We start from the raw sequence: 13,592 nt of genomic DNA, 5'->3' as shown, positions 1-13,592 counted from the left end.
TTAAAACACGTACAGGCATATACGTATTCAATTTTTTGAGCAGCGATTATATGTCTGTATTTTTTTATGATTTAACTCCGTCTTTACTTATAAAATTTTTTGAGAAGACTAAGGAATACAAAGTTTAGAGTCGAGGGCATTTTAAAAATTTTTGAATTGGTAATTTAAAAGTAAGCCATTCTGAATGAATTAAACAATCAGAAGGCTTAGCGGTTGTTAAGATTAAAATTTAAACTATTAAATTTTAATCTTAAAAATGGTTTGTGTATTTATATAATGTAGTGTAGTTTATATTTTATTTGCTATAAAACAACTTCTTTAAGAATATTTATTCCGTTTATAGAAGCAGGAAATCCTGCATAGACTGTCATAAGTAGCATTACCTCTTTAATTTGATCATGAGTTAAACCTATATTCAATGCTCCTTTTATATGAAAATTTAATTGAGATTGTGCATTTCCCAATGTTGCTAAAGCTGCTATGGTGGCAATTTGTCTATATTTTTTATCTAAATTATCTCTTGAAAAAATATCTCCATATCCATATTCAATAACAAAGCTAACCAACTCCGGTGAAATGTCTTGATACGCCTTTTTTAGAATATCTTCTTGTTCTTTATTCAACATGGCTAAATAATCAGCTCCTAACTTATATCGGTCTGTCTCATTTTTAGAAGCCTTTTTACCTTCTTCATCTTTGATTCCTTTTTCTTTTCTTTCTTTAAGGACCTCTCTAAATGCATTCATTCCATTAATACATTTTGGAAATCCACAATAAACCGACATTTGCAAAATAACCTCTTTTATTTCATTTATGGAACAACCTACTTGTAAGGCTCCATGTAAATGGACTTTTAATTGAGGTATGGCTCCCTGTGCCGTGAGAGATGAGATGGCCGCTATTTCTTTTGATTTATTATCCAGTGCTTTTAAACTATAGACTTCTCCAAATGAATATTCAATAATAAATCTACTTAATTCAGGTGAAATATCTTTTAAGCTTTCAACAGTTCTGATTCCGGCTTCTCCATCAATTTCTTTTAATTTTTCCCAACCTTTTTGGTAACGTTCTGATTTTTCCATTTGCGCATAACTATTTAATGTTAATATAAATACCATTAATACGGTAAGTAATTTTTTCATTTTGTTTTTAAGCAAAAATACCGGAGATCAGCACTCTACAGGTAGGACTTTTATTTCTGTTTTCGGTACTTTTCCAAAAAGGTTGAAGGAGAGAAATCTGTTTTCTTTTTGAAAATACGTGAAAAATAAGAGGGATCTTCAAAACCTAATTTATAAGCTATCTCGTTAACATTATACTTGCTAAATAGTAATAATCGTTTGGCCTCTGTAATTTTAAGATCTATAATATATTGTTTGGAAGAAATGCCTTTGTAATGTTTACAAATTTCATTTAATTCTTGAGTTGTAACTTTCAATTTTTCAGCGTAATATTCAATGGATGATGTTTTAAAATTTTCTTCAAAAATTACCATTTTGAAATCGTCTAAAAGAGTATGATGAAAGTTTGTTTCTTTTTTAAATGACAATCTGTTAAGTATGGAATAGAGATAGGGAATTCCTAATTTTATAGTTGTATCGGCTACTTCATCTTTAAATCCAAATTCATGAATAAGGTTCATAAAACAGCTTTCCATAATTTGTATATATGTAGTTGGAACATCTACAAATGCCCTATGATTATCAATACCCAATTCCAAGCCCAGGCAAGCATCCACCATCAAAATATACCCTTTGCTGTCAGAAGAATATTCCCAATTATGTATCTGTTTAGTATTTACAAGAAAAATACGGTTGGGTTTTATGGGATACTCTTGAAAATCGACTACATAAAATCCGCTTCCATGAGTAAACCAAACCAGAGAATAGAAGGAATGTCGATGAGGCCATTCAATATCCGGATCTTCTGTTCCTTCAAATGTTCCCACAAAATACGAAATGAAATGATTCGGTACCCCTAAGATATTTGCTATTGAATATTCTTTTAACATATAACAAAGATAAAATATATTGTGAGTGATATAATAGAAATATATTTTTTAAATTTCTGATACTGAACTTAAAAACTAGTTTGAAAACCTATTGATTACCTTTTTTATAATGGAATTATATAATTTATTGACAGTTAAATTTGTATTATTGATTAGTATCAAATATACTTTATATAAAAAGTTTCCATAATTATATAATTTACTTTCATTAATTATAGAGTACATTTGAGATATCAAATAAATTTGAACAATAAATATGAAAAATGAATTAAAATTTAAAACTAATATAGATTGTGGAGGTTGTGTAAAAGCAGTAACCCCCTTTTTGTCTAAAGTAGAAGGTATTTCAAAATGGGAAGTTGATACAGCTAATCCGGATAAAATCTTGACTGTAGACTTAGCGGGTGCTACGGAAGAAGAGGTTGTCAATGCAGTAAAAAAAGCCGGATTTACCATTGAGAAAATTTAATTTTTCAATAAAATTGCTAAAAGAACCTTTATTTTTTTAAGGGTTCTTTTTATTGTTAACTTCTTTTTGTTCTTTAATCCTATAATAATATTAATTACCTTTGCATTTTAAAAATTTATATATATATAAAATATAATTTGGATAGCAATGACTAACTCTGAAAAAGAAAATTCGATCGGTTACCAATTAAGTTATACAGAAAATCTGCACAGGAATCTTTTAAATAAAAAATTTTCAACCAATAAGTTAGACATTACTCCCGAACAATTTATTATTTTAGATTTATTAACGGAACATTCTACAGGAATATCCATGCAGAAAATATCAGAAAAAATACACAGAGATAATTCTGCCATTACCCGATCCATTGATATTTTAGAAAAAAAAAATTTGGTAAGCAGAGTCAATGCAGAAAAAGATCGTAGGAAAAAAATTATATTAATTACTAAGCAAGGAATTACACTTTTACATAATGCTAAAGACATAGCAAAGCAATATGCAAAAGAAGTTGCAAAAGGACTAACTGAAAAACAACTTAATGATTTATTTTCTATTCTTAAGATTATCCAGAAAAATATTAATGAATCTAATATATAGAAATGCCTTATAACCTTTTTATATAAAAGGTTTATTCTTCACAACTATGCTTTTTGAAATTTAAAATTTGCGGTAAAGATATGCGTCTTAAATAAATAATAGCTTACCCTAACTATCAATTATAATTTAACAGCTTCAAACATTTGAGTCGGATTTACAATTTCATCTTGTGCTGCTACCAATTGCAATTCATACTCTCCTTGTCTATGAGTTTCCAGCATTACGGCATAAACAGCAGCAGTTGTATGTTCTAATACTTCTTTATAATTTTTCCCCAGTAACATATGGGTCAGTAATAAACCGGAAGTAAGATCCCCTACTCCAACCGGTTGACGAACACCAAAATCTACTAAAGGTCTTGATATATGCCATTTTCCTTCTGAAGTAGACAATAACATCTCAAATTTATCTGAACGATAGCCTGCCCTGCTTAAGTGTTTAACTAATACAGTTTTTACCCCTTTACTGTGAATTACATCAACTGCAGAAACTACATCTGCAACTGAAGTAATGGTTCGATCGGTTAAAATTTCCAACTCTAATAGGTTAGGTGCCATAATGTCACTTACTCCCATCGCTTCATTTTTAAAAAATTCCGACACTCCGGGAGCTACAATACAGCCTTTTTCAGGATGTCCCATAACGGGGTCACAAAAATAAACGGCATTTGGATTTTCATTTTTAACCTTTTTAACTATTTCCAAAATTGATTTTCCTTGTTCGGGAGAACCGATGTATCCGTTTAAAACTGCATCGCATTTTTTCAACTGATGGATGTTGTCGATTCCTTGAACAATATCCAATAAATGTTTGGCTGTCATTACTTCACCCGTCCATTGTCCATATTGTGTATGATTGGAAAATTGCACCGTATTTAATGACCATACTCTAACACCGCAACGCTGCATAGGAAATTCAGCTGCGCTGTTTCCTGCGTGGCCATACACTACATGAGATTGGATGGATAAAATATTTTTCATTAGTTTTATAATTAATAGTTACAAATTTATAAACTTTATTGGCAATTAGTAGTAATTTATAAAGAATTGTTCAGTATGTTCATTTCTCAATATGAAAAGTAAAATAATTAATAAACCATATAAAAGAAGATTAATTTCTTGTTAAAAACCGTTAAAGCAACAAAATAATTGAAATTTGGTATTACTTTTGAAATAAAAAAATCCAGTATTTATTTAAATTAAATTGTACTATGAAAAAAAATAAGTTTGAAATTAAAAAAATAGGTTCTTATATTTTAGTAGGTGTGATAGGGGGATTGATTTCTGCAGGTGCAGTTACCTCCATATCAAAAAATACGAATTTAAAAGATTTTGAAATATTTAAAAATCCTACCCAAAACGAAAAAGCTTATTTTACTTCAGCTTCTACTAATAGCGTATTGGGATTAAATCCTCCCGATTTAACCATCGCAGCAGAAAAAACCGTGAATGCAGTAGTGAGTGTAAAATGTTATTCTTCCTATGTGCAGCAGCAACAACGCAGATCCTTAGATCCGTTTGATTTCTTTTTTGGAGATCCTTTTAATTCTCAAGGGCAACAAAGACAACAACAAAATCCAAAAGATTCTCCAAACGGTTTAGGTTCGGGAGTAATTATTTCTAGTGATGGTTATATTGTTACTAATAACCACGTGATTGATGGAGCTGATAAAATAGAAATTACACTTAATAATCAAAAAACATATACAGCCACTTTAGTCGGAACGGATATTAATTCAGATATTGCTCTGTTAAAAATTGATGAAAAAGGGCTCAGCTTTTTAAATTTCTATAATTCCGATAATGTGAGAATTGGTGAATGGGTATTAGCTGTAGGAAATCCATTTGGATTAACTTCAACAGTAACAGCGGGAATCATTTCAGCCAAAGGCCGTAGTTTAGATCTCTTGCGTTCCAATTCCAGAAGTCCTATTGAATCTTTTATTCAAACGGATGCGGCAGTAAATCCCGGGAATAGCGGAGGTGCTTTAGTAAATGCCAACGGTGATTTAATCGGTATTAATACAGCAATTGCTTCTCATTCCGGAACCGGAACATTTGAAGGGTACAGTTTTGCTGTTCCTTCCAACATAGCTAAAAAAGTTGTGGAAGATATTCGCAAATACGGTTTGGTTCAACGGGGTTATTTGGGTATTGGTGCTATTGACTTAAGTGATGATTCTGCAGTTAAACAATATAATTCTCAAAATAAAACCAATTATAAATCTCAAGAAGGTGTACTTATCACTGATATTCAAAATGACGGAGGAGCAAAAGATGCCGGCTTGAAAAAAGGAGATATTATCAAGCAAATTGACGGAACGAATATTAAGAACTTCCCTACTCTTTCGGGAGTTATTGGTGAAAAAAGACCGGGTGACCAAGTAAAGGTTACTGTTATACGAGATGATTCGTATAAATCTTTCAATGTTAGAATTAAAGATGCTAAAGGAGGGACTTCGGTTAAAACGAAGAACGATTTAAGTGTCGCCGAAAAGTTGGGTGCTGAATTTCAAGAATTGACTGATGACCAAAAGGTTAATTACGGTTTAGAATCCGGTATTGTTGTAACCAGAATCGATTCTAACGGAAAATTGAAATTAGCAGGCATTGGTGAAGGATATATCTTAATGGAAGTAAACGATAAGCCTGTTAATAGTGAAAAAGACATTGAAAAAATATTGAAAAATTATAAAGGAACGGTTTCTGTAAGATATGTAGATCCTTATGGTAGAATCTATCGTAGAGGATTTAAAATGGAATAAGAAATGTAGTTATTGATATATAATTAATTAGTAGTTTGAATTGCAACTTTTTAAATTTATTAAAAAGTTGCAATTCTTTTTATATAATGTTTTTATGATACATAAATTATTACTGATGTAATAATTTCCAAAGTTCGTCTTTTAATTGAGTTAAATTTTCTCCGGTTACGGCAGAAATAAATAATAATTTGAAATTTTCAGGAAAAGTCTTCCTTATTTCATCCTCCAATTCTTTATCCAGTAAATCTGATTTTGAAATTGCAATTACTCGATCTTTATCATTTAATTCCGGATTATATTTATTCAGCTCATTTAACAGAATTTTATATTCTTGGTAATAATCTTTTGCATCAGCCGGAATCAAAAACAATAAAATTGAATTTCTTTCTATATGTCTTAGAAATTTATATCCTAAACCTTTTCCTTCAGATGCTCCTTCAATAATTCCCGGAATATCGGCAATTACGAAAGATTGAAAATCCCTGTATTTAACGATTCCTAAATTAGGTACTAAGGTGGTAAAAGCATAATCGGCTATTTTCGGTTTTGCAGAGGTTAATGCAGACAATAATGTTGATTTTCCTGCATTTGGAAAACCTACCAATCCCACATCACCTAATAACTTTAATTCCAAAATAAAATTACCTTCCTTACCGGGCAATCCGGGTTGAGCATATCGCGGTGTTTGATTGGTTGATGATTTAAAGTGTGAATTTCCTAACCCTCCTTTTCCTCCTTCAAGTAAAATTATCTCTTCTTTATCTTTAGTTATTTCTCCAACAACAGTTCCACTTTCATCTTTAGCAATAGTTCCTACGGGAACCTCGATATACAAATCCGCTCCATTAGCTCCGGTTAATTCTTGCTTTCCTCCGGGTTTACCGTTTTCTGCTTTATTGTGTTTGGAATATTTTAAAGCCAAAAGGGTCCATAGTTGAGCATTACCACGTAAAATTATATGTCCCCCTCTTCCTCCATCTCCTCCATCAGGGCCACCTTTAGGTATATATTTTGCTCTGTGAAGGTGTGCAGAACCGGCGCCTCCGTGTCCGCTTTTACAAAAAATTTTAACATAATCAACAAAATTCGACTGCATATATCTTTTATTTTTTTATAAAAAAAGGATTATCATTTTTCATAATAATCCTTTTATTGGTATGTGTTACATGTATTTTTTTATACAAACTTTTCTATTTCTTTAGACAGTTCTGCGGTTATATCTTCAATACTTCCCTCTCCATCTAATTCAACCAGTTTATGTTGTTCTTTATAATAGTTGGAAACAACGGCTGTTTTTTCATAATATTCTTTAATTCTGTTACGAATTATACTTTCATCTGCATCATCTGAACGACCGCTTTCTTCACTTCTTTTTAAAATTCTTTTAACTAGAATTTCATCTTCTACATAAAGGGCTAACGTTACATCTACTCGGGTTTGAAATATAGAATCCAATAATTCATCAAGGGCTTCTGCTTGGCTTTTAGTTCTTGGATATCCATCTAAGATAAACCCTTTTTTGTTTGAATTTCTTTTAAGTTCATCTATCAACATTTCTGTTGTAAGTTCATCCGGCACTAATTTTCCATGATTTATATAGGTTTGAGCCTCTTGACCTAATTTCGTATTATTCTTTATATTATATCTGAATAAGTCTCCGGTGGAAATGTGTTCTAAGTGATACTTTTCTGCTAAAATTTTTGCTTGAGTCCCTTTTCCACTCCCGGGAGGGCCAAATAAAACAATTATATTCATATTTGAAATTCTGTTTATTCTCCTTTTAATTGGTATAAGTCTTTAAAATTCCTTCCTAAACCATTATAATCCAACCCATACCCTATAACAAATTTATTAGGTATATTCATTCCTATTAAATCTATATTTAGATCCTTTTTATAAACATCAGGTTTAAAAAACAAAGTTGCAATTTTAATGCTTTTCACCGGTTTTACTTCAAGTAATTTATAAAGGTATTCCAAGGTGTTACCGGTATCAATAATATCTTCAAGTATTACTATATCTCGGTTTGTGATGTCTACAGTCATATCTGTAATTAAATCAACAGTTCCTGAACTTTGCATTCCGCTTTTGTAAGAAGACAACTGAAGGAAACCTATTTCACAGTTGCCTTTATAATTTTTTAAAAAATCACTGAAAAACATAATAACTCCGTTGAGCACCCCTATAAAAACGGGGACGGTGTCTTTGTATTCTTCATACAAAGTATTGGTCATCCTTTGTATAGAATGGTCTATTTCTTCCGAAGATATAAAAGGGGTAAAAGTTTTATCCAGAATCTTAATTTCTTCCATATATAACTATCTTTACTATGCCGCAAATATAATGATATTGACTAAATATCAAAGTTTGAAGTATATAATTTTTAATGTTAGATAAATGAACCATCATAAAAGATTATTTTTCATGATGATGTTGATGTTGATTGGGAGGAACTATAAGAATGGGTACTTTAGATTTATTAATTACGTTTTTTGAAACACTGCCGAGAATTGCTTCCATAAGTAAACCTCTTCCATGAGAACCCATAATGATAAGATTAGCTTTTCTGGATTCTGCTTCTTTCAATATAATATCTGCCGGTGTTCCTTGTTTTATAACAATTTCAACTTCAACGCCTTGTTCTTTAATTGATTTTTCATATTCTACCAATTGTCTGGTTTCTTCCTTCATACCTGCTTCTTCCAATTCCGGAAGATATTGAAAACCGATATCCCCTATAATAAAACCTAAATCTAAACTGGCAACATGTAAAAGGCACATTTTACTTCCGGTAGCTTTGGCATAGATGACAGCTTCTTTCAAAATATATTTGGTAGTTGCTGAAAAATCTACAGGGACTATCATTGTTTTCATAACCTAATTTTTTATTATACAGCTTAAAGTTAATGAATATTTTTATTTTTATCATAAAATTTCAATAGAATAAATTTTCTTACTTTTGCAAACTAAGTTTTATTTTGAATATGCATATATTTATCCAAATTGCCCAGTTATTATTATGTTTATCTATTTTAGTTGTCTTTCATGAAGCAGGACACTTTTTAGCGGCAAAATATTTTAAGACAAAGGTTGAAAAATTTTATTTATTCTTTGATCCATGGTTTTCTTTATTCAAAAAGAAAATAGGTGATACTGAATATGGTATTGGTTGGTTGCCGTTAGGGGGATATGTTAAAATAGCAGGCATGATTGATGAAAGCATGGATACTGAGCAAATGAAAAGTCCACCTCAGCCTTGGGAATTTCGTTCTAAACCGGCTTGGCAACGTTTAATTATTATGCTTGCCGGAATTTTTGTGAATATTCTATTGGCTATCATTATATATGCCGGAATTTTAATGACTACAGGTGAACAAACTATTAATACGGATCTATTAAAAGACGGATATGCATTTTCTGATGTAGGAAAAAAATTGGGATTTAAAGATGGTGATATTATATTAGAAGTTGATAATAAAGAGATTCCAACTTTTAATTATTTACCTGTTTCTCTTTTATTCGGTGATCATGTAACGGTTAAGCGCGATGGAAAAATCATTAAATTTAACCTTCTCCCTGAAGAAAAAAGGGATGTTTTAAAACAGGAAGGAAGAGGCTTTATTTCTCCGAGAATAATTGCCGATGTTGATTCGATTTTACCTAATTCACTTGCTTCAAAATATCTTAAAAAAGGAGATATTATAACTAGTTTCAACAAGCAACCTATTAAGTATATTGATGAATTTAGATTAGAACTTTCTAAACATAAAAATGACAGTGTAACTTTAGGGATATATCGAAATGGACAAAATATAAATGAAAAACTTTTTGTTCCAGATAGCGCCATTTTAGGTTTTGTTCCTAGTGCTTCGAATTTAAAAAATGCAACTGCATATAAAAAATATAATTTTATGGATGCCTTTAAAAGGGCGCCGGTATTGTCTTGGGAAATGTTATTGGTTCAAATAAAACAATTTAAACTTATTATTAATCCAAAAACAGAAGCTTATAAACAAGTAAGCGGCCCTTTACGATTATATAAAGCATTTTCACCTGAATGGGATTGGGGACAATTTTGGAGTTTTACCGCTATGTTTTCTATATGGCTTGCGTTTTTAAATCTTTTACCGATTCCAGGATTAGACGGAGGTCATGCTTTATTTACCATTGCTGAAATGATTACCGGTCGTAAATTAAGTGATAAGACGATGGAAAAGGTTCAGATGGCGGGTATATTTATCCTTCTTGGATTAATGATTTTGGTATTTGGAAACGATATATGGAATATTATTGAAAGTTTGATAAATAAATAGTCATTATTTGTATTAAAAGTATCAATTTTAAAATTTAATATAACTTTAAGGTTACATAGTATATGTAACCTTTTTTATTTTCAATATTATAATAATTACTTATTTTAAATCGATATCAACTTTTAAGATTTTCTAAATAAATTAAAAGTCATCTCATGCCCAAAAATTAAACATTTAATTTTTATACCTATATTTAAAATCATAGAATTTATTTATTTTTATTGTTTACGTATTATTAAATTTATATATAATATTTGTATAAAATTAATATAAATATTAAATTTAAAAAAAATATATTTTTATGAAAAAGATAATAATAGTTCTTTACTTCTTTGTAAGCACTTCATTTTTATTTTCACAAGACGATAAACCCTATCCGAGGTATCTAACAAATCGTTTTTGGGATAATTGGTTTATAAATATTGGTGGTGGTGGCGGAATGTATTTTGGAGGTAAACAATTCAAAGAAGCTAGTTTTATTGATCGTCTTACATGGGCGTCTCATATAAGTGTCGGCAAATGGTTTTCACCACTTGTTGGGGCAAGATTGACGTTTCAAGGTGGTCTAAAACATACATTCAATCCAAATGGAAGACCCGTTTTTGATGAAAATAGAAATCCGGTTGATATAAGTACTTTAGACCCTAAATTAATACATCATATGCATCGTGGTTACTATATAACAGTTCATGCTGACGCGATGTTAGATCTTTCTAGCTTATTTTATGGGTATAAAGACGATAGAGCCTATAGTTTGATATCGTATGCAGGAGCTGGTATAGGAACTGATAGAAATGCAATCGATAATAATTCTCCAGTAATTTTACTTGGTTTATTAAATACTTTTCGAATTAATAAAAATTTTGCGATAAGTTTAGATATTTCTGCCCAAGCTGTTCAATCAAAGTTCAACGATTCCAAATACCCAAAAAGATGGACAAAATCTTATAAAAAACAAGATTGGGATGGAATCGGTTCTGTGAATTTAGGTTTTATTTTAGGTTTAGGTGGTAAACAAATATTTGAAAAAGCAGATAAGGTACATGTTGTTGACAATGCTTATAATAATGAATTAGTAAATAAATTAACTAACCAAATAGATAGTTTAAATAATGAAAATAAACTTTTAGCTGACAATCTTGATAAAATTAAAAATGTTCCACCAAAGGTTGAAATTTCTAGGGAGGTTATTATTAAAAATAATCCATATCCTATTCAATTTGAAATTAATAGCAGTATTATAAACTCTAAACAAGAGGCTATAATTTATAATATTGCTGATTTCCTTAAAAATAATGAAGATTGTATTGTTGAAATTGTTGGTTTATGTGACAGCAAAACAGGAACAAAAAAATACAATGAAGCACTTTCAATTAAACGAGCTAAATCTGTTGAAAACAAATTAATCAAACAATACGGAATATCTAAAGATCGTATCATATCAATTGGAAAGGGTGATTCAATTCAACCTTATCCTAATAATGATTGGAACCGAGTAGTTATAATAACTTTAATGGATAAATAATTTATAATTTGTAAAAGGGCTATATACACAAAGTGTTTAGCTCTTTTATTTGATTAAAGATTGCTTATTTTTCCATGTAACTTAATAAATTTAACAAAATTAAATTTTAAATAAGTTTCGAGTTTAATTAAAAATGCATGATATTATAATGTCAAAATTATTTATCTTATATTAATTTAAATTAATTATGTTTAATTAAATTTATACAGTCGATTATTATAATATATTAATGCAAATTCGTATTTAAAAATGATTAAAAGATAATTACAGATTTGTTTTTAAATATTTTTAAAATAAAATTTAATTTATTCGTTAATAAATTAATTATCTTTACCCTCATAGGTTTGTCAAATAATATAAAATAACTTGATAAAGGAATTAATATAATAGATAAAAAGCAAACTAATAGTAATCTTATCCATCCTTCTGTTAATAAATAATGTAGATATATCTGAATTACAGATCCAAAAAATACAGCCATTAAACACAAAAATAAATTTTTTAACGATATAAATTTATAGGAAAGTTGTGGAAGTAAATATTGCAAAACTATTGTTATTGAAAAGTAATAAATTATCATCATGATAACATTTAATATATATGGAATAATGGGTGAATATCCCATTTTAAAGAAGACATAAGAGAATGGTAAAACCATTAAATATATTGTTCCAGAAATAAAACTAAAACTTTTTATCCTTCCTGTAGCATGTATAGCAAAAAGCATTGGAGCACTAACAACATAAATTATATTTGATACTAGATTTAGTTGTGTAAATTTCAAAGCATAGTTTGGAACTTCTTTTAACCATATGTGTAATATAAAATTACATTCTAAAATGAAAGGTAATTCTAATAAAAAAATTAAGATAAAAGCAAGTTTTGTTGCATTATTCATTAAATTTCTCATTCGATTTAATTCACCCGATGCAAAATATTTTACGATTTGTGGTTGAACTGCTGATAAAAAACTACTTGAGAAGCTTGTAATTGCTCCTTGAACCTGATTCGCTATTCCATAAGCAGCGTTTAAAAATACACCAAAAAAAGAATTAAGCAGCATATTTACACCTTGAGTTTTAGCAATAACACTGACATTTCCATATAAATCCCATGCAGAAAAATTCAACATAGGATAAATAATGGTTTTATCCCATTCTAGTTTATACTTATAATTTTTTAAAATTCTTAAACAACAAATTATATATGCTATTGCTACTATAACCGCCACACATAAAAGTAAAAAGGAATATAAAATCAATTTGTCTAAATTAACAAAAATTAGAAGTATAGTAACACCTAATTTTAGCAAGCTATTGACAACTTCAAGAATGGCAGAAATATTCATTTTTTCATGTGCTATAATCATTGCATAAAAAGGAACTAGAATTATACTAATAATAGCACTTAAAACCGAAAATTGATATACCCACTGCGCAGCAAATAATTTATCTTGATTAATAACAATTTTATTATTCAACCACCATAATCCTATAGTTTCCGCCAAAAGTAAAATGATACCAGCAATTATAAAATGAACAGATAACGCAGCTGTAAACGTTTTAAACAAAGATTTTTTAGTTCCTTTACCAAGTTCAAATGTTAAAAATCGAGATGTTGCTCCACTCATCGACGCATTTAGAAATCCGAACATAACTATGACTCCCGCAACAATATTATAAATTCCATAATTTTCAACACCTAATGTCTCTAGAATTAGACGAGAAGTGTAAAAACTTATTACCAATGAAAATATCATTCGTGAATATAAAAAAAGCGTATTTTTAGCTATACGTTTATTATCATCATGCATTTTTTATTAATATATTTTGGAGTTAGCAGTGAAAAATATTTTAAAATAATTTAAAATATTTTTATATATTTTCTAGTCAGTTTTATAATTCAGTAAATAT

The 13,592-nt window shown here is 29.4% G+C and carries 13 protein-coding genes; 5 read left to right on the top strand and 8 right to left on the bottom strand.

Translation table 11 applies throughout. From position 1 onward, the window contains the following. Nucleotides 1-302: 302 nt before the first annotated feature. Both GFV01_RS03645 and GFV01_RS03640 read right to left on the bottom strand, forming a co-directional pair. Nucleotides 303-1,142: a carboxymuconolactone decarboxylase family protein gene (locus GFV01_RS03645; RefSeq protein WP_255448937.1), complete on the bottom strand. Its 840-nt coding sequence runs from the start codon at nucleotides 1,140-1,142 to the stop codon at nucleotides 303-305. A 50-nt stretch (nucleotides 1,143-1,192) separates the two neighbouring features. Further along, nucleotides 1,193-2,011: an AraC family transcriptional regulator gene (locus GFV01_RS03640; protein ID WP_160556776.1), complete on the bottom strand. Its 819-nt coding sequence runs from the start codon at nucleotides 2,009-2,011 to the stop codon at nucleotides 1,193-1,195. Between the two features lie 256 nt (nucleotides 2,012-2,267). On the opposite strand from GFV01_RS03640, the gene GFV01_RS03635 reads away from it, so the two are divergent. After that, nucleotides 2,268-2,480 carry a heavy-metal-associated domain-containing protein gene (locus GFV01_RS03635; RefSeq protein ID WP_160543152.1) on the top strand — a complete coding sequence of 71 codons (213 nt, stop codon included), beginning with the start codon at nucleotides 2,268-2,270 and terminating at the stop codon, nucleotides 2,478-2,480. A 147-nt stretch (nucleotides 2,481-2,627) separates the two neighbouring features. After that, the gene (locus tag GFV01_RS03630) at nucleotides 2,628-3,077 is read left to right on the top strand and encodes a MarR family winged helix-turn-helix transcriptional regulator (protein WP_160556777.1); all 450 of its coding nucleotides are present in this window, start codon (nucleotides 2,628-2,630) and stop codon (nucleotides 3,075-3,077) included. A 119-nt stretch (nucleotides 3,078-3,196) separates the two neighbouring features. On the opposite strand, the gene pdxY is transcribed toward GFV01_RS03630, so the two are convergent. Beyond that, nucleotides 3,197-4,057, bottom strand: coding sequence for a pyridoxal kinase PdxY (gene pdxY / locus GFV01_RS03625; protein WP_160543154.1), 861 nt, complete (start codon nucleotides 4,055-4,057; stop codon nucleotides 3,197-3,199). Between the two features lie 230 nt (nucleotides 4,058-4,287). On the opposite strand from pdxY, the gene GFV01_RS03620 reads away from it, so the two are divergent. Further along, nucleotides 4,288-5,841: a Do family serine endopeptidase gene (locus tag GFV01_RS03620; RefSeq protein ID WP_160564901.1), complete on the top strand. Its 1,554-nt coding sequence runs from the start codon at nucleotides 4,288-4,290 to the stop codon at nucleotides 5,839-5,841. A 109-nt stretch (nucleotides 5,842-5,950) separates the two neighbouring features. Here GFV01_RS03620 and obgE read toward each other — a convergent pair whose 3' ends face one another. The 4 genes from obgE to GFV01_RS03600 all read right to left on the bottom strand — a co-directional run bounded on the left by obgE (nucleotide 5,951) and on the right by GFV01_RS03600 (nucleotide 8,715). Beyond that, the gene (obgE, locus tag GFV01_RS03615) at nucleotides 5,951-6,937 is read right to left on the bottom strand and encodes a GTPase ObgE (protein ID WP_160564899.1); all 987 of its coding nucleotides are present in this window, start codon (nucleotides 6,935-6,937) and stop codon (nucleotides 5,951-5,953) included. Nucleotides 6,938-7,017: 80 nt separating this feature from the next. Further along, complete coding sequence (locus GFV01_RS03610) at nucleotides 7,018-7,596, bottom strand: adenylate kinase (protein ID WP_160564897.1); 579 nt, start codon at nucleotides 7,594-7,596, stop codon at nucleotides 7,018-7,020. Nucleotides 7,597-7,610: 14 nt separating this feature from the next. Then, the gene (hpt, locus tag GFV01_RS03605) at nucleotides 7,611-8,153 is read right to left on the bottom strand and encodes a hypoxanthine phosphoribosyltransferase (protein WP_160564895.1); all 543 of its coding nucleotides are present in this window, start codon (nucleotides 8,151-8,153) and stop codon (nucleotides 7,611-7,613) included. A gap of 103 nt (nucleotides 8,154-8,256) precedes the next feature. After that, on the bottom strand, nucleotides 8,257-8,715 hold the full coding sequence (locus GFV01_RS03600; protein WP_160564893.1) for a universal stress protein: 459 nt from the start codon (nucleotides 8,713-8,715) through the stop codon (nucleotides 8,257-8,259). Nucleotides 8,716-8,825: 110 nt separating this feature from the next. Between GFV01_RS03600 and rseP the strand changes: the two genes are divergently transcribed. Both rseP and GFV01_RS03590 read left to right on the top strand, forming a co-directional pair. Next, the gene (gene rseP, locus GFV01_RS03595; protein WP_160556783.1) at nucleotides 8,826-10,154 is read left to right on the top strand and encodes an RIP metalloprotease RseP; all 1,329 of its coding nucleotides are present in this window, start codon (nucleotides 8,826-8,828) and stop codon (nucleotides 10,152-10,154) included. A 301-nt stretch (nucleotides 10,155-10,455) separates the two neighbouring features. Then, a complete protein-coding gene (locus GFV01_RS03590; protein WP_160556784.1) occupies nucleotides 10,456-11,679 on the top strand; it encodes an OmpA family protein in 1,224 nt (407 codons plus the stop codon). A 253-nt stretch (nucleotides 11,680-11,932) separates the two neighbouring features. On the opposite strand, the gene GFV01_RS03585 is transcribed toward GFV01_RS03590, so the two are convergent. Further along, nucleotides 11,933-13,492 (bottom strand): polysaccharide biosynthesis protein, encoded by a 1,560-nt coding sequence (locus tag GFV01_RS03585; protein ID WP_160564891.1) that lies wholly within the window; start codon nucleotides 13,490-13,492, stop codon nucleotides 11,933-11,935. Nucleotides 13,493-13,592 lie beyond the last annotated feature (100 nt).

The organism is Apibacter sp. B2912, assembly GCF_009827835.1.
Taxonomy (GTDB): Bacteria; Bacteroidota; Bacteroidia; order Flavobacteriales; family Weeksellaceae; genus Apibacter.
This window is presented reverse-complemented; position numbering and strand designations above follow the sequence as displayed.

Coding starts and splice junctions, on each gene's coding strand:
- GFV01_RS03635 (WP_160543152.1), top strand. CDS start 2,268: ATGAAAAATGAATTAAAATTTAAAACTAATATAGATTGTGGAGGTTGT.
- GFV01_RS03590 (WP_160556784.1), top strand. CDS start 10,456: ATGAAAAAGATAATAATAGTTCTTTACTTCTTTGTAAGCACTTCATTT.
- pdxY (WP_160543154.1), bottom strand. CDS start 4,057: ATGAAAAATATTTTATCCATCCAATCTCATGTAGTGTATGGCCACGCA.
- GFV01_RS03630 (WP_160556777.1), top strand. CDS start 2,628: ATGACTAACTCTGAAAAAGAAAATTCGATCGGTTACCAATTAAGTTAT.
- hpt (WP_160564895.1), bottom strand. CDS start 8,153: ATGGAAGAAATTAAGATTCTGGATAAAACTTTTACCCCTTTTATATCT.
- obgE (WP_160564899.1), bottom strand. CDS start 6,937: ATGCAGTCGAATTTTGTTGATTATGTTAAAATTTTTTGTAAAAGCGGA.
- GFV01_RS03645 (WP_255448937.1), bottom strand. CDS start 1,142: ATGAAAAAATTACTTACCGTATTAATGGTATTTATATTAACATTAAAT.
- GFV01_RS03640 (WP_160556776.1), bottom strand. CDS start 2,011: ATGTTAAAAGAATATTCAATAGCAAATATCTTAGGGGTACCGAATCAT.
- rseP (WP_160556783.1), top strand. CDS start 8,826: ATGCATATATTTATCCAAATTGCCCAGTTATTATTATGTTTATCTATT.
- GFV01_RS03585 (WP_160564891.1), bottom strand. CDS start 13,492: ATGCATGATGATAATAAACGTATAGCTAAAAATACGCTTTTTTTATAT.
- GFV01_RS03600 (WP_160564893.1), bottom strand. CDS start 8,715: ATGAAAACAATGATAGTCCCTGTAGATTTTTCAGCAACTACCAAATAT.
- GFV01_RS03620 (WP_160564901.1), top strand. CDS start 4,288: ATGAAAAAAAATAAGTTTGAAATTAAAAAAATAGGTTCTTATATTTTA.
- GFV01_RS03610 (WP_160564897.1), bottom strand. CDS start 7,596: ATGAATATAATTGTTTTATTTGGCCCTCCCGGGAGTGGAAAAGGGACT.